General features: G+C 59.7%; 16 protein-coding genes and 1 tRNA gene. 10 read left to right on the top strand and 7 right to left on the bottom strand.

The annotated features are described in order from the left end of the window. Positions 1 to 84 precede the first annotated feature (84 nt). From glyQ to QVZ43_RS06635, 4 genes are all read left to right on the top strand, one after another. Positions 85 to 1,110, top strand: a complete 1,026-nt coding sequence (gene glyQ, locus QVZ43_RS06650; RefSeq protein ID WP_223795088.1) for a glycine--tRNA ligase subunit alpha — start codon at positions 85 to 87, stop codon at positions 1,108 to 1,110. 2 nt (positions 1,111 to 1,112) lie between these two features. Then, on the top strand, positions 1,113 to 3,194 hold the full coding sequence (gene glyS, locus QVZ43_RS06645) for a glycine--tRNA ligase subunit beta (protein ID WP_302909313.1): 2,082 nt from the start codon (positions 1,113 to 1,115) through the stop codon (positions 3,192 to 3,194). A gap of 30 nt (positions 3,195 to 3,224) precedes the next feature. Then, complete coding sequence (gmhB, locus tag QVZ43_RS06640) at positions 3,225 to 3,803, top strand: D-glycero-beta-D-manno-heptose 1,7-bisphosphate 7-phosphatase (protein ID WP_302909312.1); 579 nt, start codon at positions 3,225 to 3,227, stop codon at positions 3,801 to 3,803. A 14-nt stretch (positions 3,804 to 3,817) separates the two neighbouring features. Further along, positions 3,818 to 3,894 (top strand) — tRNA-Pro (locus tag QVZ43_RS06635). A gap of 54 nt (positions 3,895 to 3,948) precedes the next feature. Here QVZ43_RS06635 and QVZ43_RS06630 read toward each other — a convergent pair. Both QVZ43_RS06630 and QVZ43_RS06625 read right to left on the bottom strand, forming a co-directional pair. Beyond that, the gene (locus tag QVZ43_RS06630) at positions 3,949 to 5,487 is read right to left on the bottom strand and encodes a phospholipase D family protein (protein ID WP_302909655.1); all 1,539 of its coding nucleotides are present in this window, start codon (positions 5,485 to 5,487) and stop codon (positions 3,949 to 3,951) included. Positions 5,488 to 5,766: 279 nt separating this feature from the next. Continuing rightward, positions 5,767 to 6,207, bottom strand: a complete 441-nt coding sequence (locus QVZ43_RS06625; protein ID WP_302909311.1) for a DUF4864 domain-containing protein — start codon at positions 6,205 to 6,207, stop codon at positions 5,767 to 5,769. Positions 6,208 to 6,348: 141 nt separating this feature from the next. Between QVZ43_RS06625 and QVZ43_RS06620 the strand changes: the two genes are divergently transcribed. The 4 genes from QVZ43_RS06620 (at position 6,349) to recD (ending at position 16,364) form a co-directional block, all read left to right on the top strand. After that, entirely contained in the window at positions 6,349 to 6,639 is a 291-nt protein-coding gene (locus tag QVZ43_RS06620) for a DUF6482 family protein (RefSeq protein WP_223795082.1), read from the top strand. Positions 6,640 to 6,841: 202 nt separating this feature from the next. Further along, a complete protein-coding gene (recC, locus tag QVZ43_RS06615) occupies positions 6,842 to 10,417 on the top strand; it encodes an exodeoxyribonuclease V subunit gamma (RefSeq protein WP_302909310.1) in 3,576 nt (1,191 codons plus the stop codon). Then, on the top strand, positions 10,414 to 14,142 hold the full coding sequence (recB, locus tag QVZ43_RS06610) for an exodeoxyribonuclease V subunit beta (RefSeq protein ID WP_302909309.1): 3,729 nt from the start codon (positions 10,414 to 10,416) through the stop codon (positions 14,140 to 14,142). Before recC ends, recB begins: the two co-directional genes overlap by 4 nt. Beyond that, complete coding sequence (recD, locus tag QVZ43_RS06605; protein WP_302909308.1) at positions 14,139 to 16,364, top strand: exodeoxyribonuclease V subunit alpha; 2,226 nt, start codon at positions 14,139 to 14,141, stop codon at positions 16,362 to 16,364. Before recB ends, recD begins: the two co-directional genes overlap by 4 nt. 7 nt (positions 16,365 to 16,371) lie before the next feature. Here recD and QVZ43_RS06600 read toward each other — a convergent pair whose 3' ends face one another. Further along, a complete protein-coding gene (locus QVZ43_RS06600) occupies positions 16,372 to 18,159 on the bottom strand; it encodes an ABCB family ABC transporter ATP-binding protein/permease (RefSeq protein WP_302909307.1) in 1,788 nt (595 codons plus the stop codon). Between the two features lie 231 nt (positions 18,160 to 18,390). On the opposite strand from QVZ43_RS06600, the gene gabT reads away from it, so the two are divergent. Beyond that, positions 18,391 to 19,668, top strand: a complete 1,278-nt coding sequence (gabT, locus tag QVZ43_RS06595) for a 4-aminobutyrate--2-oxoglutarate transaminase (RefSeq protein WP_223795077.1) — start codon at positions 18,391 to 18,393, stop codon at positions 19,666 to 19,668. A 153-nt stretch (positions 19,669 to 19,821) separates the two neighbouring features. Beyond that, positions 19,822 to 20,577 (top strand): VC0807 family protein, encoded by a 756-nt coding sequence (locus QVZ43_RS06590; RefSeq protein ID WP_302909306.1) that lies wholly within the window; start codon positions 19,822 to 19,824, stop codon positions 20,575 to 20,577. Between the two features lie 91 nt (positions 20,578 to 20,668). Here the strand turns inward: QVZ43_RS06590 and gyrB are convergent, their stop codons facing one another. The 4 genes from gyrB to dnaN all read right to left on the bottom strand — a co-directional run bounded on the left by gyrB (position 20,669) and on the right by dnaN (position 26,799). Further along, positions 20,669 to 23,083, bottom strand: coding sequence for a DNA topoisomerase (ATP-hydrolyzing) subunit B (gene gyrB, locus QVZ43_RS06585; protein WP_223795075.1), 2,415 nt, complete (start codon positions 23,081 to 23,083; stop codon positions 20,669 to 20,671). A gap of 73 nt (positions 23,084 to 23,156) precedes the next feature. Further along, positions 23,157 to 24,287, bottom strand: coding sequence for a DNA replication/repair protein RecF (gene recF / locus QVZ43_RS06580; RefSeq protein ID WP_302909305.1), 1,131 nt, complete (start codon positions 24,285 to 24,287; stop codon positions 23,157 to 23,159). A 122-nt stretch (positions 24,288 to 24,409) separates the two neighbouring features. Beyond that, positions 24,410 to 25,681 carry an ABC1 kinase family protein gene (locus tag QVZ43_RS06575; protein ID WP_302909304.1) on the bottom strand — a complete coding sequence of 424 codons (1,272 nt, stop codon included), beginning with the start codon at positions 25,679 to 25,681 and terminating at the stop codon, positions 24,410 to 24,412. Positions 25,682 to 25,695: 14 nt separating this feature from the next. Continuing rightward, positions 25,696 to 26,799: a DNA polymerase III subunit beta gene (dnaN, locus tag QVZ43_RS06570; protein WP_223795072.1), complete on the bottom strand. Its 1,104-nt coding sequence runs from the start codon at positions 26,797 to 26,799 to the stop codon at positions 25,696 to 25,698. Positions 26,800 to 26,831: the final 32 nt, after the last annotated feature.

Genomic DNA, 26,831 nt, shown 5'->3' with positions numbered 1-26,831 from the left:
GCGTATAATGCGCCTTTTTTCAGAGTGCCCGAGGCTTTTCTGACCGGCGGGCGCCACACACAGACCGATCTATAGGCATTCGTCGTGACAGACAAGGCAACGAAAACGACTACTCCGGACATCAAGACCTTTCAGGGTCTGATCCTGGCTCTTCAGAATTTCTGGGCAAAGCACGGCTGCGTTGTGCTGCAACCCCTGGATATGGAAGTGGGCGCCGGTACCTTCCACCCGGCCACCTTCCTGCGGGCCATCGGCCCGGAAACCTGGAACGCCGCTTACGTTCAGCCCAGTCGTCGCCCGACCGATGGCCGATACGGTGAAAACCCCAACCGCCTGCAGCATTACTACCAGTTCCAGGTGGTTCTTAAGCCGTCTCCGGACAACATTCAGGAGCTGTACCTCGACTCCCTGAAGGCCCTGGGGCTGGACCCGCTGGTTCACGATATCCGCTTCGTCGAAGACAACTGGGAATCGCCCACACTGGGCGCCTGGGGACTGGGCTGGGAAATCTGGCTGAACGGTATGGAAGTCACCCAGTTCACCTACTTCCAGCAGGTCGGCGGCCTGGAATGCTATCCGGTCACCGGTGAGCTGACCTATGGCCTTGAGCGGATTGCCATGTATCTGCAGGGCGTGGACAGCGTCTACGATCTGGTCTGGACCGAAGGCCCCGAGGGCGTGGTCACCTACGGTGATGTGTTCCACCAGCAGGAAGTGGAAATGTCTACCTACAACTTCGAACACGCCGATACCGAATTCCTGTTCCACAGCTTCGATGTCCACGAGCGTGAAAGCGCCCGACTGATCGAAGCCGGTCTGGCCCTGCCCGCGTACGAGCAGGTTCTCAAGGCCTCCCACACCTTTAACCTGCTGGACGCCCGTCACGCGATCTCCGTGACCGAGCGTCAACGCTTTATCCTGCGCGTACGTACCCTGGCACGGGCCGTAGCCCAGGCTTACTTCGACAGCCGACGGCAGCTGGGCTTCCCGCTTGCCCCAGACAACCTCCGGCAGGAGGTTCTGGCCGCATCCGAGGCCGCCGATAACGCCGCCAAAAAGAAGAAGGGTAAGAAAGCGAAGCAAGCACAGCAGGAAAAGGGGAACGCATAATCATGGCAACTCAGGATTTTCTGGTCGAACTGGGTACGGAAGAACTGCCCCCGAAAGCACTCAAGCCGCTGTCTGATGCCTTCACTCAGGGTATCGCCAAGGGCCTGGAAGAAGCCGGCATCGAGTTTGGCAGGTTAGAAGCCTTCGCCGCGCCACGCCGGCTGGCGGTTCGGATCCGTGATCTGGCCGATGCCCAGCCGGACAAGCCGGTAGAAAAACGCGGTCCGGCGGTCAAAGCCGCCTTCGACGATGCCGGTAACCCGACACGGGCACTGACCGGTTTCGCCACCTCCCTGGGTGTGACCCCGGATGCCCTCGACACCCTGGAAACCGACAAGGGCGCCTGGGTGGTGTATCGCACGGTGGAGCAGGGCCGGGCCACCGAAGACCTGATGCCCGAGCTGGTGGAAAAATCCCTCGCGGCGCTGCCCATTCCCAAGCGCATGCGCTGGGGTGCCCACCGCACTGAATTTGTTCGCCCGGTGCACTGGGTGGTGATGCTGTTCGGCAACAAGGTCATTGATGCCGAAATCATGGGCCTGACCACCGGTAACCAGACCCGTGGTCACCGCTTCCACAGCCCGAAGACCCTGATCATCCCTACCCCCAGTGATTACGAAGTGGTGCTGAAGCAGGAAGGGTATGTGATTGCTGACTTCGCCGAGCGCCGGGATATGATCCGTGCGGGCGTGGCCCAGCTGGCCAAGAACGAAGCCGGTGGCACCGCGGTGATCGACGATGACCTGCTGGACGAGGTTACCGCACTGAACGAGTGGCCGGTTCCGCTGATGGGCCGTTTCGAGGAACGCTTCCTGGAAGTGCCGGCAGAAGCACTGGTTTCTTCCATGGAAGAGCACCAGAAGTACTTCCACGTGGTGGATGGCGATGGCCGGATCATGCCGTTGTTCATTACCGTGGCCAACATCGAGAGCAAAGACCCGGCGCAGGTCATTGAAGGCAATGAAAAAGTGATTCGTCCGCGCCTGTCGGACGCCGCTTTCTTCTACGAGACCGATCGCAAGACCAGGCTGGAAGAGCGTATCGACCAGCTCAAGCCGATCGTGTTCCAGGAAAAGCTCGGCAGCATCTACGACAAGTCGGTGCGTGTCGCTGCACTGGCCAGGAAAATTGCCGAAGCTATCGGTGGCGATCCTGCGAAGGCCGAGCGCGCCGCCATGCTCGCCAAGACCGACCTGGTCACCGAGATGGTTCTGGAGTTCACCGATCTGCAGGGCATCATGGGTCAGTACTACGCCATCAACGATGGTGAAGCCGAGGATGTAGCCAAGGCACTGAACGAGCAGTACATGCCGCGCCACGCCGGCGACGACCTGCCGACCACCCTGACAGGCTGTGCCGTGGCACTGGCCGATCGCCTGGATTCCCTGGTGGGCCTGTTTGGCATCAACCAGCCGCCGTCCGGTACCCGCGATCCCTTCGCCCTGCGTCGTGCGTCCCTGGGTGTTCTGCGCATCATCATTGAGCGCGAACTGCCATTGGACCTGCAGACCTGCTGCGAGTGGGCCGAGGACAACTTCACGGTGCTGACCGAGGGCAACACCGCCGCCTCGGTGGTGGATTACATGCTCGAGCGTTTCCGTGCCCACTACGAAGAGCAGGGCATTCGCGCCGAAGTCTACCTGGCGGTACACGCCCGTCGCCCGACTCGTCCGCTGGACTTCGACCGTCGGATCAAGGCGGTGGAAAGTTTCCGCCAGCTACCAGAGGCCGAAGCCCTGGCGGCGGCCAACAAGCGGGTGTCCAATATCCTGACCAAGCAGGGTGGGGATGCTGTCGGTGAATCCGTGGATGTCAGCCTGCTTCAGGATGCAACGGAAAAAGCCCTGGCCGAGCAGATCGACCAGCAAGCCGACACCGTGGTGCCCCTGTTCGAGCAGGGTGACTACGCCAGTGCCCTGCGTTCCCTGGCCAGCCTGCGCGAAACTGTGGATAACTTCTTCGATGAAGTGATGGTGATGGCGGACGACGAGGCGATCCGGAACAACCGGCTGGCGCTGCTGAACCGTCTGCGTAACCTGTTCCTGCGGGTGGCGGACATTTCCCTCCTGCCGTCCAACAGTTAAGCGCCAGGACGACCGGAGCAGTAGCAGCGCATGCTGATCATCCTGGATCGGGACGGGGTCATCAATCAGTACGATGGCAGTTACATCTGCTCGCCTGATGAATGGCACCCGATTCCCGGCAGCATTGAAGCGGTGGCCCGGCTGTGTCACGCCGGCCACCGCATCGCCATTGCCACCAACCAGTCCGGCATCGGCCGGGGCTACTACGACGTGGATACCCTGGACGCCATGCACGACAAGTTGGAAGGTCTGGTGGAGGCGGCCGGCGGCTGCATCGACCTGATTACCTACTGCCCCCACCATCCCGATGATTATTGCCGGTGCCGGAAGCCCCGGATCGGTCTGCTGGAACAGATCCGTACCCATTACCGTCTGGACTCGCTGAACGGCGCCATCATGGTGGGTGACAGTCGCAAGGATCTCGAGGCAGGTGTGTCGGCCGGGTGTGATGTGGCGCTGGTGAGGACCGGGAACGGCCTGGATACCGAGCGTCATCTGGCGGAACGCCCGATTCCCCGCGTCCAGGTCCCGGTCTTCGATAACCTCCGTAGTTTTGCCGATGCCCTTTTGGCGTCCGAGGGCTGGCAAAAGCAGATCGAATCCGTATAATACCGGCCGTTGATCGGCGTGTGGCGCAGCTTGGTAGCGCACTTCGTTCGGGACGAAGGGGTCGCAGGTTCGAATCCTGCCACGCCGACCACTATTCCCTCCCTTCTTTAGTTTTTCCGTTACCTGCTCTTCGTCAGGTTCCTTCTCACAGCATCGATTCGATGGGCATCAGTGAGAAAAAGATCACCATCATCCGTTTGAACGGGCCGCTCTCCGGATCATGGTCATGACGGACCACCTCGTCACCGTTACGCTCGATCCATTCCAGATCGCCATCGTCATCCAGCATCACTTCGTAAGCCACCATGGGTACCCGCTCATCGAAGTAGGTATCGAGCTGACCGGCCAGCTTTTCACTTTCGATCAGAAACCCCAGTTCGGTATTCAGGTTGGTGGATCTGGGATCGAAATTGAACGAGCCTACGAACAGGGTTTCACCATCAATGGCAAAGGTCTTGGCATGAAGGCTGGACGAGGAACTGCCGGATAGTCCCTGAGTGAGGCGTCGTTCAACCGATTCACGGTCCCCCTGGGGACGCATCTCATACAGCTCCACCCCCGCTTCCAGAAGGGGTTTTCGGTACTTGGCGTAACCGGCATGCACCATGGCTACGTCATTGGCCTGCAGTGAATTGGTCAGGATCCGCACATCCACCCCTCGCTCTTCCAGTTTCCGGAAGATATCCACACCCCGTTTGCCCGGCACAAAATAAGGGGACACCAGAGTCACCAGCTCGGCCGGCTCGCCCAGGGCAACCTTCAGCTGTTCACTGAGCAGATCTTCCTTATCCGCTTCCTGAAGTGCCTTGGACGGGTCGTCGCTCACCATGGTTACCGGTGCCCAGGTGAACGCCAGATCGCCGGTCAGCAGATTCTGTAAGAAGTTAGAGCGCTCCACGGCCTCGACATACTCGAGTGCCTCGTCACTGGCTTCCAGTGCCTGGGCATTGGACATGATTTCCCACAGCTGATCGTCCTCGGGTTCTGGCAGTATCAGGTTTGCCGGGTACGCTGAGTCCGATGCCCAGTAGATATCGAAATCCGATGACAACCGATCCACGATCGGACCCACCGCCAGCACATCCAGATCGGTGAACAGGGCACCTTCGCCAACCCCAAAGTATTCATCCGCGATGTTGCGGCCACCAATAATGGCCGCCTGGTTGTCGGCGGTGAACGATTTGTTATGCATGCGGTGGTTCAGGCGGGGAAAGGCGACAAAGTAATTCATCCATTTGGGGCTGCGGGTGACAAACGGGTTGAACAGCCGGACTTCAATGTTCGGATGGGCGTCCATACTGGCGAGCGCGTCGTCCAGATCACCAATCCCGTTGTCGTCCAGTAACAGGCGCACCCGAACCCCACGCTCGGCCGCCCGGTAAAGGGAGTAGAGCAACATGGTGCCGGTAATGTCGTTCTGCCAGATGTAATACTGAACATCCAGCGAGGCATCGGCGCCCTCGGCCAGAAGCACCCGGGCCGCAAAGGCATCGTAAGGGTCCGCCAGGGGCACGATGCCACTCAGCCCTTCGTTGTCTTCCAGCGCCGGGGCAATGGCACCGCCCAGCCGGGTATCCGAGGTGTACTGAAACGATAGGGCACTGCTGCCCGGGCGATCGGTCATCGCCGGGAGTGCACAGCCGGACACAACGGCAACAGCCATCAACAAGGCCAGAACAGGCATTGAGCGAAACACTGAATTATGGGGCACGGCACCTTTCCTCTGCACCGTTGACGCCGGCTGGCGACAAGGAATGATCTCCTGATTCACCTTTTCAAGTTAGTCCCTGCCAGCTGGTTTGTCATGGAGAGCCTGATCGACCACCTTTTGCATCAACAGGTTGTCGGACGCGTTCGTGGCCAAGGTTGGGGAGATAACTCAACGGGGAAAACCGGCACGAGGCGAGCTGATCCTGCTCGCCTCGCTCACTCCTCCAGATATCAATCATCAATGATGCCGGGGTCATATTCCGGGGTCAGACGGCGCCAGGCGCACGCCCGCAATCTTCCATTCTCCCCGGATTTTCACCATTCGATAGTAGCCATCCCAGTGAAGTCCGTTCGGCCCGCTGATTTTCACGGTCTGAATCTCAAAGGCGCCGTGTGGGATGCGTTTAACGAACTCGATGCCGCTCGCCCCATGGACCGCCGGATAATGCTTCCGAACCATGTCCACAAACTGGTCTGACGACTCGAATCGGCGCTTGATGCCTTCCGAGGCATACGTCCAGGCTCCCTCTTCATCGTCGTTGGCGAACGCTTCTATTTGCCGGATGATGGCGTCTCGAATCGCCACATCGGTTTCATCTTCGGCGTGCAGCAGAGTTGGCAGTAGTGTCCAGGCGCTGACGATCAGAAAGGGCAGTACCGACCAGCCTCGGTGTGCAGCTCGTGTGGTTTGCATGACCAAACCCTCCTCTAAGCAGCCTCACTTCAGTTTACGCCATCACCAATCATTCAGATCGTTTTCTGGTCAATTTTTGACCTGACAACGAATCACCGCCGTATAAGTCTTCATGGTTCAACCGCAAGCGGGAGACTCTCGATGCATATGAAGTTGAGTTCAATGAAAGCGTTGAAAAAGCAGACCATCGATATGTTAGAGATTGTGTCGATGGAGGGGCGTTACTACATGGCCCGGTTTTACGTGGGAGGGCACGGCTACGTGCTGACCGATGAAGAGGATCGGGTCATGATGTTTTCCGGCGCCTGCGCAGCCCGCGACGCGTTTCACGGCATGTCGGTCACCAAGACCGAAGTCATACCGCCGACCGGCACCGATGAGATGATCGGCATGCCGGTCACCACCTCCGAATCCATGCGAGTCCCCTTGTAGGTTGTAGGTCGCTGACCGAGTTGTTCGAAGCAATCAGAAGAGGGTCGCCATGACCCTCTTTTTTGTGCTCAGGCACAGCCGTTCAATGCGACCGCCCCCGCCCTGACGTTCAGATTTATTGGGTCGGATAACGGTCTGATTTTCTTCCCGATTGCGATACCCTGTATAGAGTCGCACGCAGGTTTTCCGCACAGGGAGTTTCATGGCCAACCACTCCGCCACCCAGCCTGGCTTCTACGCCATTCACGCCAACCACCTGGAAGACCTCCGCCGGGCGGTGGTCTTCCTGTGCCGGGAGCACCCATTACCACCCCTGGAGAGCGAAACCTTTCTGGTGCAAAGTAACGGGATCGCCCAGTGGCTGAAGCTGGCGCTGGCCGAGAAACGTTCCGAGGATGGCTCCGAAGGCGGGCTGGGCATTGCCGCCGGTATGGACTTCCTGTTCCCGGCCCGATTTATCTGGCAGGCCTACCGGGCGGTGCTACCCGAGGGTGAGGTACCGGAGCAATCTCCCTTTGATAAACAACGACTGTTGTGGCGCCTGTACCGGATGTTGCCAGACCTGGAAGGACAGGATTCGTCCTTTTCCCCCCTGGCGCGGTTCATGGATGGCCAGAACACCGCCCTTCGGATCTATCAATTGGCGGAAAAAATAGCGGACCTGTTTGACCAGTACCAGGTATTCCGTGCCGACTGGCTGGCCGCGTGGGAAGAGGGACGGGACATCACCATCTCCGCCCGGGGCGAAGAGCGCCCGCTGGAGCCGGAAACCCGCTGGCAGGCCGTTTTGTGGCGCTCCCTCGTGCAGGATACCGAAGGACTGTCACACACCAGCCGGTCCCGCATTCACACCCGGTTTGTGGACCTGGGCAGGCAACTGCCCGCGCCGTCCAACCCGGCCCGACTGCCCCGGCGCATTGTGGTGTTTGGCGTCTCCTCGTTGCCCCGCCAGGCCCTGGAGGCACTGTCTGTTCTCAGTCGGTTCACCCAGGTGGTGCTGTGCGTCCACAACCCCTGCCAGTTCTACTGGGCGGATATTGTCAGTGACCGGGACCTGTTGAACGCTCAGCGGAAAAGGGGAGCCAGGCATCCCACTCTGTCAGCGGTGACCGACCCGGAGCTGCTGCACCAGCACGCCAACCCCTTGCTGGCGGCCTGGGGCAAACAGGGCAGGGATTACATCCGCCTGCTGGATGAATTCGATAACCCGGAAGAATACCGGGGTCAGCTGGAGACGCCGGACCAGAAGATCGACATTTTCTCGGCCCACGGGGATCCGCAGAGCCCCCGGATCCTGCACCAGCTGCAGAACGACATCTATAACCTGACGCCCCTGCCGGACATCCGCGCGGAACATCGACGGCTGGATCCGGCCCGGGACCGCTCCCTGAGATTCCATGACGCCCACAGCCCGCAACGGGAAGTGGAAATCCTGCATGATCAGCTGCTGGCCGAGTTCAATGCCGACCCGAGCCTGCGCCCGCGGGATGTGATGGTGATGGTGCCGGACATCAACGTCTACGCACCCCACATCCAGGCGGTCTTCGGCCGCTATCAGCCTGGCAGCCGACGACACATCCCGTTCACCATCTCGGATCAGGGCCAGCGCCACCATGAACCGGTGCTGATCGCGCTGGAAACGCTGCTGTCTCTGCCCCGCAGTCGCTTCGGTGTCAGCGAGATCCTGAGCCTGCTGGAAGTGCCCTGCATCCGAACCCGCTTCCGGATCGAGGAAGCCGAGATTGCCCTGGTCCGGCGCTGGGTGGAAGGTGCCAACATCCGCTGGGGCCTGCACGGGCAGCATCGCGCCAGCCTGGATCTGCCAGCAGAGCTGGAACGCAATACCTGGCAGTCCGGATTGCGGGCCATGCTGCTGGGCTATGGTATGGGTGACGATGAAGCCTGGGCCGGTATCGAACCCTACGGCGAAGTGGCTGGCCTGCAAGCGGCCGTGGCCGGTCGTCTGGCGGAGTTTCTCGGATGCCTGGAAAGCCTCTGGTCAGCCCTTCAGGAAGACCGCTCAGCAGCAGCGTGGGAGCAGCAGGTCTCGGCTATGCTGGAAACTTTTTTCCAGGAAGCGGAAGGGCACGATCTGCTGCTGCTGAACCGTTTTCGCCGACAGGTCGAACAGTGGCTCGACGATACCGCTGCTGCCGGGCTGACGGCAGAACCACTGCCACTGGATATTGTCCGGGATGTGCTGCTCGCGGGTCTGGATGAAGGCGGCCTGAATCAGCGTTTCCTGGCCGGCAAAGTCAACTTCGCCACCCTCATGCCGATGCGTGCGATCCCCTTCCGCCACGTGTGCCTGCTGGGGATGAACGATGGCGATTACCCCCGCTCACGGCCGCCGGTGGATTTTGACCTGATGGCCAACGACTACCGCCCGGGGGATCGCTCCCGACGGGAAGACGACCGTTACCTGTTCCTGGAGGCGCTGCTGTCGGCCCGTGAACAGCTGTACGTCAGCTGGGTAGGGCGCAGTATCCGGGACGATTCCGAACGCCCGCCCTCGGTGCTGGTCAGCCAGCTGCGGGACCACATCGACGCCCTTTGGCACCCGGCAGGGGAAACCGGGACATCCGTGACCCGGGCGCTGACCACCCAACACCCTCTGCAACCCTTCAGCCGGGCGTATTTCCCGCTGGCCAATGAACAGGGTGGGCACGAGGAGAAGCCTGTCAGCCCCCTCAAGGCGATTCTGCAGGCGGGCAATCTGTTTACCTATGAGCGGGAGTGGCGCACCGCCCACGGTGTGCAGAACCGTACTGACACGTCGGGTCCCCTGCCTTACCAGAAGCCAGAAGAGCCCATCAGCCTGAACGATCTGGCCAACTTCCTGAAACGGCCGATCGAGACCTTCTACCAGCGGCGGCTGCAGGTGTTTTTCGACGAAGTGGCCGAGGAAGACACCGACAACGAAGCCTTTGACCTGACCGGTCTGGACCGCTGGCGACTGGACAACGAACTGATCCAGCAAGCGGTGCTGAAAGCCGGCTGCCATGAAGAACTGGACGCCCGGCTGGAACAGGCCCTGGCGCGGATGGCCCGGCGCGGCGACCTGGGTATGGGGGTAACCGAACACCGGCTGCGCAGTGAATTGAAGCCTCGCCTGCCCAATCTGTTCGATCGCTATCAACGGGAACTGGCCAACTGGCCTGCGGTGCTGGCCGAGCCGGAGGAATTCACCAGCACCTTTGAGAACGACGAGGGCGGGGTGAAGGCGGAAGTGGAGATTGCTGACCTGATTGCCGACCTGCGGCAAAACGAACGCGGCCAGCGGTGTCGTCTGGTAATCGCCGGTTCCAGTCTTCTTTCCGGTGCCGGGAGAACGGGCAAAATCCGCTACCCCAACCTGCTGAAAGACTGGGTGATTCACCTGGCCGGCCAGCTGTCAGACCGGCCGTTCGAAACCCGCATCCTCGGCAAGGAAGAAAACAACAGTTTCCGGTTCGAGCCGTTACCGCCTGAGACCGCCCGGCGCCATTTCCAGGCCCTGATCTCGGCCTGGATGGCGGCCACCACCCGGGCTTTGCCAGTGCACGCCGAAACCGCCTTTGCCTGGATTCCCTGGTTGCAGAAAGAAGATCCTGAGCGCGCCCGGTCCGAGGCAGAAGTGGCCTACCTCAATGCCCTTGAGCGGGATAGGGGATACCTGGCGGCCAGCTTTGATCACCCCGACGCCATTCTCGACAGCAGTGAATTCGAGCCCCTGGCCAGGGCCCTGTATATGCCGCTGTGGGAACACGCCAAGAAATCCAGCAAGGGGAAGGCATGAGCACAGAGACAAACCAGACGAGTCCGAACCTCGATCCCCTGACCCTGCCCCTGAACGGCAGTACCTTGATTGAGGCCAGTGCCGGTACCGGCAAAACCTTTACCATCGCCATCCTCTACGTACGCCTGGTACTGGGGCACGGCCAGGCAGCCGGCAACCCGCTGGCCAGCGGCATACTGCCGCCGAACCTGCTGGTGGTGACCTTTACCGACGCCGCCACCAAGGAACTGCGGGACCGTATCCGGGCCCGGCTGACCCAGGCCGCCGAGGTGTTTTCCGACGCCGGTGAGGTTCAGGAACCGACCGCGGAAACCAGGCTGCTGTACCAGCTTCGGGACAACAGCTATCCCGACCCGGACACCTGGCCGGAATGCCGAAAGAAACTGTTACTGGCGGCGGAATGGATGGACGAGGCCGCGGTGTCCACGATCCATGGATGGTGTAACCGGATGCTCAGCGAACACGCCTTTGACAGTGGCAGCCTGTTCAAGCTGACCCTGGAAACCGACCAGGGTGAATTGCTGGACGATGTGGTTCGGGATTACTGGCGAACATTCATTTACCCGCTGGACACAGGCCTGATGGACGAAGCCCTGCGGCACTGGAAAACCCCGCAAGACCTCAGGCAGTCGATCCGGGGACTGTTATCGGACGCGAACAAGCTGCCAGCACCCGCCGGCAACCCGGGCGAGGCCATTGATCGGCTGGTCCGGCAACGGCGCGAACGGTCCCAGGAACTGAAAGCTCTGCCCTGGCAGCAGTGGCAGGCAGAGGTAGTGCAGCTACTGGACGACCTGAATAAGGGCAAACGTCTGCACGGTGCCAGCAAGAATGCCATGGTCAAGGCCTGGGGGCTGCTCACCGGTTGGGCCGAATCCGGGGACGCGCTGCCCGATAAAATCGAGTCCGCCGGTTTCACCAATCAGACCCCGGACGGGTTGGCCGGCGTTCTGAAGGGCGAAGGACCGGTCCCGGAACATCCCGCCTTCGACGCCATCGCCGAGCTGAAGGACTTTGCCCGGGATTCCGGCAGTGCCCGGTCGGATATTCTCAAACACGCCAGTGTCTGGGTCGCCGATCGACTGGAATCGGAAAAACAGAAACGTTCCGAAATGGGCTTTGATGACCTGCTCACCCGGCTCGACACCGCCCTGCATGGCCCCCGGGGCGATCAGTTGGCGGCTACCATTCGCCGGCAGTTCCCGGTGGCCTTGATTGATGAGTTCCAGGATACCGACCCGACCCAGTACCGGATCTTCAACCGGATCTATCGGGTCGAGGACAACGACGCCGACACCTGCCTGCTGATGATCGGTGACCCGAAACAGGCGATTTACGGTTTCCGTGGGGCGGATATCTATACCTATCTGGAAGCGCGCCAGGGTGTTCAGGAGCGAACCTGGACCCTGGGGCGTAACTTCCGGTCCTCCGAAGCCATGGTGGCGGCGGTCAACCGGGTTTTCGACTACGCCGATCAGAACCGTTCCGACGGTGCGTTCCTGTTCGGCAGGGGCGACACCACGCCGCTGCCGTTTCAGGGCGTCGACGCACAGGGCACCAGGCGGCAGTGGTGCATTGATGGCGAGGCCCAGCCCAGCCTGAGCTTTTGGACGCTCGACAGTGACGAGGAAGACAAAAACGGTGCTCCCAAGCCTCTGGCCAAGGGACGAGCCACCGACCAGGTTGCCGAGACCTGTGCCAGTGAAGTGGCACGCGTGCTGAGCCTGGGGCAAGTGGGGCGGGCCGGATTTGCCCTGCATGAGGATCCGGAGGATCTGGAACCGGTCAAGCCACAGGACATTGCCATCCTGGTCAATAACCGCAACGAAGCCGCGGCGGTTCGTGACGCCCTGGGTCGTCGGCGAATCAAGAGCGTGTACCTGTCCGACCGGGATTCGGTCCTGCGGTCCAGGGAAGCCCAGGAAGTTCTGTGCTGGCTCAAGGCAGTTGCCGAGCCCGGGCAACTGTCGCTGGCCCGTGCCGCCCTGGCCACACCAACCCTCGCGCGCTCCTGGCGGGACCTGGACCGGCTGCTTACCGATGAAGTCGCTCTGGAACGGGAAATCAAGCGGTTCGAGCAATACCATCACCAGTGGCAGACCCAGGGTGTCCTGCCCATGCTCCGTAGCCTGCTCATGGACTTCGAGGTTCCCGCCCAGCTCCTGCAGCGGGCCGACGGTGAGCGAAGACTTACCGACATTCTGCACATCGCCGAGCTGCTGCAACAAGACAGCCTGCAGATGGACGGCGAGCACGCCCTGGTGCATCACTACACCCAGATCCTGCGAGCGGCCGACGAAGAGGACGAGCACCGGAGCCTGCGACTGGAAAGCGATGCGGGCCTGGTGAAGGTCATCACCGTGCACAAATCCAAGGGCCTCGAGTACCCACTGGTATTCCTGCCGTTCGGCACCGCCTTCCGGGCAGAAAGTGGCAGCCGGGCCTATGTTCGTTTTCACGACGAGCAGGGCACACTGGTGACGGCCTTTGATCCGTCTGCCGAACTTCTGGCCAGGGCCGACCGGGAACGGCTGGGGGAAGACATCCGCAAGCTCTACGTGGCCCTGACCCGTGCCCGCCATGCAACCTGGGTGGGTGTGGCAGCCATCAAGGACTGGACCGACAGTGGCCTGGGGTACCTGATCGGTGGCGATAACAACAAGGATCAGCCGCTCGCACAGTGCCTCGAACCCCTGGTTCAACCTGAGCCCGCCATCCAGTTGATGCCGTTACCGGAACCCAGCCACGGGGAATACACCGAGCAGGCGCCGGATGCCCTGGGCCCCGCGCTGGAGTCCCTGCGCGAGGCGCGGGAAGACTGGTGGATTGCCAGTTATTCCACTATCGAATACACCGGCCTGTCCGGCAGTGGCGTGGTGTTTGGTGGCGAGGTGGAAGATGCGGAGAGCCAGAACCTGCGTGAAGAAGGCAAGGTAGATAATGTCGATGCTCAACCGGCGATCTCCACCTACAGCCAGCACCACTTTCCCCGGGGAGCCGGAGCCGGGACCTTTCTGCACGAACTTTTGGAATGGTGCTGCGAACAGGGTTTTGCCGTTGTGGCGCGTGATCCGGAAAACTTTCGTCAGTACGTGACCCGTCGCTGTACCACCCGGGGCTGGGGTGAATGGGCCGACTCCCTGAGTCAATGGATGCTGGAGCTGATCCAGACGCCCCTGCCACTCGATCGCACCACCGATACCCGGGCCGCCCTGACGGATCTGGGCACGGTGCGGCCGGAACTGGAGTTCTGGTTTGAAAGCCGGAACGTCTCGATCAGGCGCCTGGACCAACTTGCCACCGAGAACACCCTGGACGGTGCCGACCGCCCACGGGCGGAAGAGAACCGGTTTAACGGCATGGTGAAGGGATTTATTGATCTGGTGTTTGAACACGAGGGGCGGTATTACGTGCTGGATTACAAATCCAACCATCTGGGTGAGGACGACAACGCCTATACCCAGCAGGCCATGGGCCAGGCCATTCTCGACAAGCGTTACGACCTGCAATACCTGCTGTACCTGCTGGCCCTGCACCGGTTGCTGAAGGACCGATTGAAAGACTACAGCTACGACGAGCATATGGGAGGCGCGGTTTACCTGTTCCTGCGGGGATACCGGGGACCGACCTCGGGCGCCTTTGTGGATAAGCCACCAAGACAACTGATCGAAGCGTTGGATACCCTGTTCGATGGCGGGACAAGAAAAGGGGAGGTGGCCGCATGAGCCCGAAGCGACCGTCTGATCTGCAGTTTGCGCTCGATCTGGACACCGACAGTCCCGACACCTCTGCACCAGAGCAGTCCGAACCACAGACCCTCCTGGGGGACTCAGAGGCCATGATGGGCCTGCTGGCGCAATGGCGAGGAAATGACTGGCTGCAACCACTGGATGTGGAGTTCGCCCGGTTTCTCCGGCAGTCATCCACGGAGCAGGGGGAACCGCTGGATCCCATCGTCATTCTGCTGGCCGCACTGGTATCCCACCAGGTCGGTCGCGGGCATGTGTGTATCGACCTGCATGCCCTGCTGAGCGCCCCCCGAAGCACCCTGGCACTACCGCCGGAAGACGGCCACCGAACCGACGGCGCTGAAGCCTGTCTGATGCCGGAGGACATCCTCAGCGAGCTGTCGGTGGAAACCTGCATGGCCGCTCTGAATGGATCTTCTACCGTTAGTAATGGCTCACTGACTACACCATTGATCTTGTCGGGAACCAAGCTCTACCTTCGCCGTTTATGGCGTTGCGAGCAGCAGATTGCCGAAGGGATCAACGCCCGGTTATCCGCCCCCACCGAGCTCACGGAGGTCAATTCGGAACCTGCCAGAATGCTCGCGACAACCCTGTCGCGGCTGTTCAGGCAGAATCCCGACGGCGGGGTGGACTATCAGAAGCTGGCCTGTGCCCTGGCGGCCAGAAACCGGTTTGCGGTGATTACCGGTGGCCCGGGTACCGGCAAAACCACCACGGTCGTGAAGCTGCTGGCAGCCCTTCAGGCGATCGCAGGTGCCAGGGTCAACAATGGGCAGGCTCGCCGGGTCTTCCGGATTCGCCTGGCAGCCCCCACCGGTAAGGCGGCGGCGCGGCTGAATGAGTCGATCAGTAAAGCGGTCGAGGAGCTGCCGTGGGATGAACTATCCGGCTCCCTGCAAAAGGATGATATTCCCACCAGGGTCACTACCCTGCATCGACTGCTCGGCAGCCGGCCTGACTCCCGCCGCTTTCGTCATGATCGGGAGAATCCGCTGATAGCGGATATTCTGGTGATCGACGAAGCCTCCATGGTGGATGTGGATATGATGGCGTCGGTGTTTGACGCTCTGCCCGAACACGCCCAACTGATCCTGCTGGGGGATAAAGATCAGCTGGCGTCGGTGGATGCCGGTGCGGTGTTGGGGGAACTGTGCCAGCGCGCTTTCGAGGGCCACTACAGCGCGGAGACAGCCCAGTGGCTCAGGGAGGTAACGGGCTACGAGTTACCGGAGGATCTGCAGCAGGGGGATGGACGGGGCCTGGACCAGGCGGTTGCCATGCTGCGCAGGAGTTACCGGTTCGAGGAAAACAGTGGCATCAAGGCGCTGGCCGACGCGGTGAACAACAGCGCGTTGAGTGACGACTTGCTGCACAAGTGTCGTGACAAGTCGTTCAACGATCTCGCCTGGCCGGGCCCGGATACGCCGGTAAAACTGCCTGCAGATCTGCAACAGCTGATCGCCAATCACGCGGTGACGGGCAGTCCCGAGTGTTTTCAGAATGCCGGTAAAGACCGCCAGGTCCGGGGCACCGAGGTCAGGCCCCCGGTAGGCTATGGCCATTATCTTCAGTTGATGAACGATCATAATCTCAACGCCCGGAACCCACGCTCGGACTGGGACCAGCTGGCCCGGCAGGTTCTGGAAGCCTTCGCGGATTTTCAGATTCTGTGCGCAGTACGACAGGGGCCCTGGGGCGTGGATGGCCTGAATGAGCTGGTGGTTGAGCATTTCTCGGGCAAGGGCCTGATCAGAACCGGTGAGGGCCCGTGGTACAACGGCCGTCCGGTCATGGTAACCGGCAACGATTACAATCTGGGCCTTATGAACGGCGATGTGGGCATCACCTTCCGGGTGCCTTGGGGCGAGGACGCCAAACCCATGCCGATGGTCGCCTTCCCGGCCTCTGACGGCTCCGGCGAGATCCGCTGGATATCCTCCAGCCGGCTCCAGCAATTCGAAACGGTGTTTGCCATGACCGTGCACAAATCCCAGGGCTCGGAGTTCACCCACACCTGCCTGGTGTTGCCGGACCGGCTCAGCCCGGTGATGACCCGGGAACTGGTGTACACCGGCATTACCCGCGCTAAACACTGGTTCAGCCTGATTACCGGCGATCCCCGGGTACTCCGCGACAGTGTTCAGCAACGGGTGGTCAGGGCCTCTGGCCTGGCCGGGTTACTGGGGCAGGACTGACGCTGGCTCAGTCCGACTGGTGCTGTTGATGCCACATCCGGGCGTATTCGCCATTCAGTGCCAGCAGGGACAGGTGATCCCCACTTTCAACGATCCGTCCGCCGGACAGAACAAGGATGGTGTCGGCGTCGCGGATGGTTGACAGACGGTGGGCGATCACCAGCGTGGTTCGCTGGCGACTGACTTCCCGCAAAGCCCCCAGAATGGCGTGTTCGGACAGGGAATCGAGGGAAGACGTCGCCTCATCCAGAATCAGCAGGGGCGGGTTTTTCAGGATCACCCGGGCAATGGCAACCCGTTGCTTCTCGCCACCGGACAGCTTCAGACCACGCTCGCCGACACGGGTTTCGTAGCCGTCGGGCAGGCTGTGGATAAACCCTTCCAGATTGGCCATCCGGGCCGCTTCGTACACTTCCGCCTCGGTGGCGTCTGGACGGCCATACGCCAGGTTCTGATACAGAGTGTCGTTGAACAGCACCGTGTCTTGGGGTACCACCCCGATCGCGGCTCTCAGGCTGTCCTGGGTCACCTCCCGGATGTCCTGGTTATCGATCCGGATACTACCCTGGTCTACATCGAAAAATCGGAACACCAGGCGGGCGAGGGTAGACTTGCCGGCGCCGCTCGGGCCAACCACGGCCACCTTATGGCCGGCGGGAATCCGGAAGTTCACGTCAGTCAGAATGGCCCGGTCCGGACGGTAGGCAAAGAAAACCCGATCAAACGCCAGTTCCCCCTGGGCCACCGTCAGGGGCTTGGCACCGGGTGCATCCACAATGGCGGGTTTATCGGCTAACAGGCCGAAGAGGCGCTCCACGTTTACCAGCGCCTGACGGATTTCCCGGTAGACGAACCCCAGGGCATTCAGGGGAATAAACAACTGAATCAGGTAGGCATTGATCATGGTGAGATCCCCCAGGGTGATCTCGCCGGCAGCCACCTCACGCACCGCCATGGCCATCAGGCCGATCAGGGCCAGGCCGATGATCAGCGCCTGACCGGTATTCAACGCCGCCAGTGACAGCCGGTTCTTCAGCCGGGCACTTTCCCATTGCTCCAGATCCCGGTCGTAGCGCTCGGCCTCGTAGCCTTCGTTATTGAAGTATTTGACCGTCTCATAGTTCAACAGACTGTCCACCGCCCGGGTGTTGGACTGGTTATCCCGGTCATTCGCTTCCCGGACAAACCGGGTGCGCCACTCGGTCACTTTGACGGAAAACAGCACATACACCACCACGGCCACCAGTATGGCCACCACGTAGCTGGCACTGAACACCACGAGGAGGATGGCCGCCACCATGAGGATTTCCAGCAGGGTGGGAACAATGTTGAACAGGGTAAACCTCAGCAGGAAGCTGATGCCGTTGGTGCCCCGCTCAATATCCCGGGCCAGGGCGCCGGTTTTCCGGTCCAGATGGTAGGCCAGCTCCCGTTCATGCAAATGCTCGAACACCCGCAGGGAGACCCGCCGCATGGCCCGCTCCGCGACCCGGGCGAAAACCGCATCCCGGAGTTCACCGAACAGGGTGGAGCCGAACCGGAGCATGCCGTAAGCCACGACCAGTGCAACGGGAACCCACAGCAGGAGTTCCTCAGGCCGGGTCTGATCGAGGTAATCAACGATGTATTTGAGCGCAACCGGGGTGGCGACCGTCGCCACTTTGGCGAGCACCAGCAGGCCAAGCGCCAGAATCACACGGCCCCGGTATTCCATCAGGTAGGGCCACAAACGGGCAATCAGGCTCCAGTCGGGCTTGTGGTTGGCGGGGTAGTCATGGTCGGCAAATGAGCGCAAGGGCGTCTTCCTTGAGAGTGGGGCAGCCAGAGAGCGTTGCCAGTGGCCGCTGGGAAAGCCGAAGGGAAGAGTCTACCCGAAATTTTCCGCCCCAGCTGCACAGCGCTCAGCCACCGCGATTCAAGGCGGAAGACGATCAGCTATGCAATGTGCTGGTTTGTTGTTCCTTGCGGGAATCCCTACACTGATGAATGAATCTTCAAAAGACGAAGCCATGGAGGAGACGGGACTGTGAGCAACAAAGAACTGCAAGCCCTCAAAAAGCACTATGTGGCCGCCGGGGCCGCCAGTGCCAGTGACCAGTTTGCCGATCACGCCAGTAACGCGGAAATCTGGGATGCCGATGGTAACCGGCTGATTGATTTCGCGGGCGGCATCGGGGTGCTCAACATTGGACACCGTCACCCGAAAGTGGTGGCCGCGGTCAAGGCCCAGCTCGACAAACTGATGCATACCTGCCAGACCGTCATGCCCTATGAGGGCTATGTAAAGCTGGCAGAGCGCCTCAGCGGCGTGGTTCCGGTCCGGGGCCATGGCAAGGTGATGCTGGCGAACTCCGGTGCTGAGGCTCTGGAGAACGCGGTAAAAATTGCGCGGGCGGCCACGGGAAAAACCAACGTCATCTGTTTCGACGGGGGTTATCACGGCCGGACCTTCTACACCATGGCCATGAATGGCAAGGCTGCGCCCTACCAGACCGACTTCGGCCCTATGCCGGGCTCGGTGTACCGCGCGCCTTTCCCGGTGCCCTATCACGGGGTGTCCGAGGAAGAGGCCCTCCGTGGGCTCAGGATGACCATGAAAGCCGACTCCCCCGCTGCCAATACCGCTGCCATCATTCTGGAGCCGGTACTGGGTGAGGGTGGTTTCTACCCGGCGCCGCCGAGCTTCCTGAAAGAAATCCGGAAGATCTGCGACGATAACGACATCCTGATGATTGTCGACGAAGTTCAGAGCGGTTTCGGCCGCACCGGCAAGATGTTCGCGATCGAGCACAGTGGTGTGGAACCGGACATCATGACCATGGCCAAGAGCATGGCCGATGGTATGCCCATCTCCGCCATCGTCGGCACCGCCGAGTATATGGATGCCTCCGGCCCGAACTCCCTGGGTGGGACCTATACCGGCAGCCCCACGGCCTGTGCGGCAGCCCTGGCGGTATTCGATGTGTTCAAGGAAGAGAATATTCTGGATAAGGCCAATGAGCTCGGCAACAAACTGAGCCAGCGGTTCAGCCAGTGGCAGGAACAATTCGAGCATGTGGACAACATTCGCAATCTGGGCCCGATGGCCGCCTTCGAACTGGTGGAAAGCAAATCCAGCCGGACACCCATGCCACAGCTGGCCGCAAGCATTACCCAGAAGGCCAAGGAGAAGGGGCTGATCCTGCTCAGCTGTGGCATGTACGGCAATACCCTTCGCTTCCTGATGCCAGTGACCATTGAGGACCGGGTGCTGGAAGAGGGTTTGAATATCGTTGAAGAGTGCCTGAAGGAAGCCGGCGCCTGATGTAAACGAGCCTTAATCGCCGGCGGTGTGAACCATTTACGGGGTCCGCCGCCGGTTTCGCCTTCGGTCCCCCTGCCAATTATCGTATACTGGCCCAACAGCCCCTGCGTAGCAGGGATGTTCCTGCTCAAGCAATCCGACGGGCCGCTCGATATGAACACTCCGAATACCTCCGGTCGTCCAGACCACAAACCTCGCCCCTTTATCGATTTACTGGTCAGTATCGTCATCCCTTCCGTGATCCTGATGAAATTCAGTGGGGATGAACACCTGGGCAGCGTCAACGCGCTGATCATCGGCCTGGCCTTTCCGCTGGGTTGGGGTCTGTTTGAACTGGTGCGCTACGGGAAGAAAAACTTTATCGCCGTGCTGGGTCTGATCAGTGTGGGTCTAACCGGCGGTATCGGTCTGCTGGAGCTGGATGCGGGTTGGCTGGCCATTAAGGAAGCGGCCATTCCTGCGCTGATCGGTCTGGCGGTCCTGGTGTCGTCCTGGACCAAATACCCGCTGGTACGCACGCTGTTGTATAACCCCAACGTTCTGGATGTGGATAAGATCCATCGTGCGCTGGAGGAGAAGGGCAATGTGGCAGAATTTGAGAGTCGTCTGCTGAAGGCCACCTATTTCTTTGCCGGTACGTTTCTGTTTTCCTCGATCATGAACTACATCATCGCCAAGTGGATCGTGGTCAGTCCCTCCGGTACCCAGGCCTTTAATGAGGAATTGGGCCAGATGACGCTGGTCAGTTACCCGATGATTGCGATTCCGTCGATGATCATGATGCTGCTGATTTTCTATTACCTGTGGCGGACCATTCGAAGACTCACCGGTTTCAAGCTGGAGGAAGTCATGGCGCCTCACTTGCTGGACGAGGACAAGTCGAAAAACTGTTCAGCCTCGAACGATTAGATTCCGGGCGAAAAGACCGAGCCAGTCACAATAAAAAAGGGGCGCAGGATAAAACCTGCGCCCCTTTTTCACACCTGTTCGTTGAGTGAAATCAAACGTCCAGGTTGGTCACTTCCAGTGCGTTGGTCTGGATAAAGTCCCGACGCGGTTCGACCTCATCACCCATCAGGGTGGTAAAGATCTGGTCCGCAGCAATGGCATCCTCAATGGTGACCTTCATCATTCGGCGGGTTTCCGGATCCATGGTGGTCTCCCACAGCTGCTCCGGGTTCATCTCACCCAATCCCTTGTAGCGCTGAATGTTCAGACCGCGCTGGGCCTCTTTCATCAGCCACGCCAGTGCGCCCTCAAAGGACAGCACCGCCTGTTTGCGTTCGCCACGCTGCACATAGGCACCGTCCTCGATCAGACCGTCCAGAGTCTCACCCATGCGGGCGATGGCGGCGTAGGACGAGGATTCGAAGAAGTCGTGGTTAAACACGTAGTCGGTTGGAATACCGTGCACGTGAATGGTCACTTTCGGCAGGTACAAACCGCGCTCTTCGTCCCGACTGACCGAGAATACGTACTTGGTACCGGTACGGGTGTCCAGATCCAGACCTTCGCCCAGGCGAGCCACCCAACGAGCCACCGCAGCTTCTTCCTTCAGGTGTTCGGGCTTCAGTGTCACGTTGCTCACCATCTGCTCCAGAACCTTGGCCGGGTAGGCACGGGACAGGCGCTCGATCATCGCCATAACAGCCTGATAGTCCTTCACCATGGTTTCCAGCGCGGAATCCTTGATCGCCGGTGCGTCCGGGTTTACGAACAGCTGGGCGCCTTCCAGAGCGGTCTGGGTGAGGTAGGCTTCTTTGGCCTTCTCGTCCTTCAGATACTCTTCCTGCTTGCCACGCTTAACCTTGTACAGGGGAGGCATGGCAATGAACACGTGGCCACGTTCGATGATTTCCCGCATCTGGCGGAACAGGAACGTCAGCAGGAGTGTGCGGATGTGGGATCCGTCCACGTCGGCATCGGTCATGATGATGATGGAGTGGTAACGGAGCTTGTCCGGGTTGAACTCTTCGCGGCCAATGCCGCAGCCCAGGGCTGTAATCAACGTGCCGACCTCGGCGGAGGACAGCATTTTGTCGAAGCGGGCTTTCTCCACGTTCAGGATCTTACCCTTGAGCGGGAGGATTGCCTGAGTCTTGCGGTCCCGGCCCTGTTTGGCGCTGCCGCCGGCCGAGTCACCCTCCACAATGTACAGCTCAGACAGGGCAGGATCTTTTTCCTGACAATCGGCGAGCTTGCCGGGCAGCCCGGCAATGTCCAGCGCGCCCTTGCGGCGGGTCATATCCCTGGCCTTGCGCGCGGCTTCACGGGCCCGAGCAGCTTCGATCATCTTGTTGACGATGGTCTTGGCTTCATTGGGTTGTTCCTGCAGGTACTCGGAGAAGCTCTGGTACAGTTCCTGTTCCACCGCCGTTTTAACTTCAGAGGACACCAGTTTGTCCTTGGTCTGGGAGGAGAACTTCGGATCCGGTACCTTCACGCTGATAATGGCGGTCAGGCCTTCACGGGCATCGTCACCGGAGGTGGCCACTTTAGCCTTCTTGCCCAGACCCTCGTGCTCGATGTAATTGTTCATGGAGCGCGTCAGGGCCGCCCGGAAGCCGGCGAGGTGAGTACCACCGTCCCGCTGGGGAATGTTGTTGGTAAAGCAGAAGATATTTTCCTGGAAGGCGTCGTTCCACTGCATGGCCACTTCCACAGAAATACCATCCTCACGATCCATGTTGAAGTGGAAAACCCGGTTCAGCGGCGTTTTATTGGTGTTCAGGTGCTCTACGAAGGCCTTCAAACCACCTTCATACTCGAAAACTTCTTCCTTGCCAGAACGCTCGTCGGTCAGGCGGATACGAACACCACTGTTCAGGAACGCCAGCTCACGCAGGCGTTTCGCCAGAATATCGTAGTGGAACTCGATCTGGGTAAAGGTTTCGGGAGACGGGACAAAGTGCACACTGGTACCGGAGGCGTCAGTTTCTCCGACGGCTGTCAGCGGGGCATTGGGAACACCGTGGGTGTAACTTTGCTCGTACACGGTTTTGTCACGGCGAATGGTCAGGGTCAGGGTAGAGGAGAGGGCATTAACCACAGAGACCCCAACGCCGTGCAGACCGCCGGAAACCTTGTAGGAGTTATCGTCGAACTTACCGCCGGCGTGCAGCACGGTCATGATCACTTCGGCTGCCGATACACCTTCCTCCTCGTGCATATCCACTGGGATACCACGACCGTTATCTTTAACCGTGATGGACTCGTCCGGGTGAATAATGACGCCAATTTCGGAACAGTAGCCGGCCAGAGCCTCATCGATGGAGTTGTCCACCAATTCGAAAACCATGTGGTGGAGGCCCGTGCCATCGTCGGTATCACCAATGTACATGCCGGGGCGCTTGCGCACCGCATCCAGTCCTTTCAAGACCTTGATGCTGGAGGAATTGTAATTCGATTCGCTCATTAGAGACTCCTGAAGGGTGTACCGGTTTAATCAGCCGGAGGGAATCAGCCCTCGGACCAGAGTTTGCCCGGCATTATTCTTCTATCAAGTTGCCATGTTCCACGTGGAACATTCGATATTCCGGTGCCATGCCACGCCCCCATAAATGATCGACGGACGGTCGCTGGATAGAGGTGATAAACACCTGACAACCCAACGCCTGCAGTCGTTGCGCCAGCATGGCTTGATGCTCGTCATCCAGTTCGGCGTTAATGTCGTCCAGCAAGAACGTAACTTGCTTGCCCTTTTCCGCCAAAACCATCCCCTGGGCAATCTTCATAAGAATGACCAGGGTTTTCTGCTGTCCTCGGGAGAAGGTCTCCGATACCGGACGGCCCTGAAACTTGATGCGGACATCCGCTCGATTAGGACCGTACAGGGTATGCCCCATCTTAAGTTCCTGTTCCCGGTGGCCGGCCAGAACATCGGCCAGAGACTGGGAAACATCCCAGCCCGCGTACAGGTCCACTTTCAGTCCTTCGGTCCAGCTGACCTCCAACTCCCGGATCAGGTGATCGAAGGCCGTCCGAAACTGCGTAAAAGTCTCATGCCTGGCGGACGTCAGACGCTCACTGACCGCCGCATACTGGGCATCCCAGACCTTTAACAAGCCGTCGTCGAGTCTACCATTTCTGAGCATTTTATTCCGCTGTGACGTGACTCTTTGGCACTGTTGCCAGGCCGAAGCAAAAGAAGGTTCCACGTGGAACACTGCCCAGTCGATAAACTGTCGCCGTTTGCCCGGCGCTCCGGCCACCACGTCAAACACACCAGGATCAATCACCGAGACCGGCAGGTGCCTGGCCATTGCCGACAGGCTACGAACACTTTCACCGTCTACCCGAAGCGCCGTCTCTTTCTGACTGATGTCTCTGGACAAACCAACGCGATGGGCAAGCTCCTCCGAAGCCTGGTCTGAGTCAGCGTTCAACCTGCCCTGATCCAGCCCACCAAAGACAGTGAATTTCTGCTCGCCATGGCGGGCCACCGCCTGATGCCGATTTACCCGGAAAGAGCGGCCCAGGCCAAGATACCCGATTGCCTCGAGCACGCTGGTTTTACCGCTTCCGTTGGCACCGAATAAAAGATTAAACGAGGGAGAAAAGCGCACCGCCTCCGGAGACAAATTCCGGAAATTCTGAGTTTGAAGTTTGACTAGCGCCATAAATTGGAAGACTCAGACCAGGCAAGCCTGCAGGATGGAACACGCAATAAAAAAAAGGGCAGCGAACCGTTCGTCGATTCGCTGCCCTAGTGTACAAAAGCCACTTACCGAAGGCGACTGCCTCAGTGCAACATATTCAGTCGCTCGTCCATAAACACGTCCATCTCCGGCGCAAGAATGTGCACGTAGCGGTCGAAATACAAGAACTGTTTCAGCAGCAGGGCAAACTCCCGGGGGAAATGCAGACCGTGGCTTTCCCCGATCTTCACCATATCCATCAGAATATGGTTCACGTCGTCCTCCGCCTGCTCCATTTCATAAGGCACCTGGTCCGGTACCATCTTGTCCATTTGCTGGTACAACCGACGAAGGTCCGCCGCGAGCTCACTGACCTGAACCGTTTCCCGGGTGACGCCGATCCGAATCATCGCATCCGCCATGCCTTCAAAATTCCCCACCATCACCGACGAAATGAAATCACTCACGGCCTGCCAGGTATCCGGTTTGATTCGCCCGACGATACCGAAGTCGATAAAGCCAACCCGACCGTCTTTCAGAACCATCAGATTTCCGGCGTGCACGTCCGCATGGAAAAACTCGCACTGGGTCAGACTGGAAAACCAGGTATTCATCGCCGTAATCAGGGTGCGCTCCGGATCACGGGCATAGCCCCGGATACTCTCCAGATCCGTCAGCGGTACGCCATGGAAGCGCTCCATGGTCAGGACCCGGCGGGTACTGCAATGCTCGTACACCAGCGGTACCGTCGCGTCCTCATTGTGGGTATCGTGCAGGAAGTTCCGGAACACCTTCAGGTTGTTCGCTTCCTTGATGAAATCGCACTCTTCCATCATGGTTCGCTGAATTTCTTCCACAATCCCGGACAGCGACGTCCACGACAGTTTTGGCGCCAGAGTCTCCAGAATCTTTGCCGAGGCATACAGGAAATTGAGGTCGGTGAGCAGAATGTTTTCCACACCGGGCTTCTGCACCTTGATCACCACATCTTCGCCTGTTACCAATCGGGCTGCGTGGACCTGGGCAATCGACGCTGATGCCAGCGCGACTGGATCAATGTGGGAATACACCTGATCCAAAGGCCTGTCCAACTCCTCCCGAATGATCTTCTTGATCACGCTGAACGGCAGGTTCGGAGTTTTATCCAGACAGTACTGAAACTCCTCAACGTATTCCTTCGGGAAAAACGTGGGCGAGCTGGCAATAAACTGTCCCAGCTTGATATAGGTCGCCCCCAGGGATTCGAACGTCTGCCGAACCAGCCGCGGGGTAGGGGGGCGTTCGCCCCGAACCCAGTCGACACCCGTGCGTCCGAGCACGGACAGGGTTTGCCCTATCCTCAGTGCGCCTTTGATTCCATTCGTTACGGTGCCCATCAGCTAACGTCCTCCTAGAGCCTCATCGGCATGACAACATACAGACAACGATTGTCTGTCTGCGATTCAATCAGTGCGCTGCTGTTGGGGTTCGACAGGGTGATCTTCACCTGCTCCTCATCCAGCGCGTTCATTACGTCTACCAGATAGCCTACGTTAAAACCGATCTGCAGGGATTCGCCCTGGTACTCCACCGGCAGCGCGTCTTCGGCCTGTTCCTGGTCCGGGTTGTTGGCGAATACCTGCAACTGATTCGATGACAGGTTGAGCCGAACACCCCGAATATTCTCGTGGGACAGGATACCTGCCCGCTGAAGGGTGTTCTTCAGCACCGACCGGTCCGCCATGACAATTTTGTCGCCACCCCGTGGAATGACCCGGTTGTAGTCGGGAAACTTGCCTTCGATCAGCTTGGACGTAAAGGTGTAGGCACCCACGGTCGCCCGCAAATGATTCTCACCAATCACCAGGGTCACCGGGTTTTCCACATCATCCAGCAAACGGGCCAGTTCCAGCACACCTTTGCGGGGCACGATCACCTGTCGCAATTCGGGACAACCGGTGGCCATTTCCTGATGCGCCATCGCCAGGCGATGCCCATCGGTGGCTACCGTGCGCACATGGCCCTGATCCACTTCCAGCAACAAACCATTCAGGTAATAGCGAACGTCCTGCTGGGCCATGGCAAATGCGGTGGCATCCAGCATCCGGCCCAGTTCCTTCTGCGGCAATTCCAGACGAAAGCTTTCGTCCTCATCTTCCACGTTCGGGAAATGCTCTGCCGGCAATGTGGACAGTGTGAAGTGGCTCGGGCCGCTGCGTACGTGCAACCGATCCCCTTCCAGTCCCAGCTCGATGGGCGTTTCCTCGCTCAGTGCGCGGCAGATATCGGCCAGCTTGCGAGCCGGCACGGTGATCCTGCCCGGCTGGTCCACGTGCACCGGCGTGACACGTCCAATAAGCTCCACTTCCATATTGGTACCGGTCAGCGTCAGGGTATTGTCTTCGGCCACCAGCAACACATTGGACAGCACCGGCATGGTCTGCTTCTTTTCCACAACCCCGGCAATGCTTTGCAGAGGAGTCAGGAGGGATTCACGGCTGATCGTCAGTTTCATGGCACTCAGCTTTGTTGTCGGTTTAAAGAAAG

It is taken from the genome of Marinobacter suaedae (genome assembly GCF_030519635.1).
GTDB lineage: Bacteria > Pseudomonadota > Gammaproteobacteria > Pseudomonadales > Oleiphilaceae > Marinobacter > Marinobacter suaedae.
The sequence above is the reverse complement of the archived record's forward strand: the minus strand, read 5'-3'. Positions and strand labels throughout refer to the sequence as shown.

Coding starts and splice junctions, on each gene's coding strand:
- glyS (WP_302909313.1), top strand. CDS start 1,113: ATGGCAACTCAGGATTTTCTGGTCGAACTGGGTACGGAAGAACTGCCC.
- gmhB (WP_302909312.1), top strand. CDS start 3,225: ATGCTGATCATCCTGGATCGGGACGGGGTCATCAATCAGTACGATGGC.
- QVZ43_RS06630 (WP_302909655.1), bottom strand. CDS start 5,487: ATGCCTGTTCTGGCCTTGTTGATGGCTGTTGCCGTTGTGTCCGGCTGT.
- QVZ43_RS06625 (WP_302909311.1), bottom strand. CDS start 6,207: ATGCAAACCACACGAGCTGCACACCGAGGCTGGTCGGTACTGCCCTTT.
- QVZ43_RS06620 (WP_223795082.1), top strand. CDS start 6,349: ATGCATATGAAGTTGAGTTCAATGAAAGCGTTGAAAAAGCAGACCATC.
- recC (WP_302909310.1), top strand. CDS start 6,842: ATGGCCAACCACTCCGCCACCCAGCCTGGCTTCTACGCCATTCACGCC.
- recB (WP_302909309.1), top strand. CDS start 10,414: ATGAGCACAGAGACAAACCAGACGAGTCCGAACCTCGATCCCCTGACC.
- recD (WP_302909308.1), top strand. CDS start 14,139: ATGAGCCCGAAGCGACCGTCTGATCTGCAGTTTGCGCTCGATCTGGAC.
- QVZ43_RS06590 (WP_302909306.1), top strand. CDS start 19,822: ATGAACACTCCGAATACCTCCGGTCGTCCAGACCACAAACCTCGCCCC.
- gyrB (WP_223795075.1), bottom strand. CDS start 23,083: ATGAGCGAATCGAATTACAATTCCTCCAGCATCAAGGTCTTGAAAGGA.
- recF (WP_302909305.1), bottom strand. CDS start 24,287: ATGGCGCTAGTCAAACTTCAAACTCAGAATTTCCGGAATTTGTCTCCG.
- QVZ43_RS06575 (WP_302909304.1), bottom strand. CDS start 25,681: ATGGGCACCGTAACGAATGGAATCAAAGGCGCACTGAGGATAGGGCAA.
- dnaN (WP_223795072.1), bottom strand. CDS start 26,799: ATGAAACTGACGATCAGCCGTGAATCCCTCCTGACTCCTCTGCAAAGC.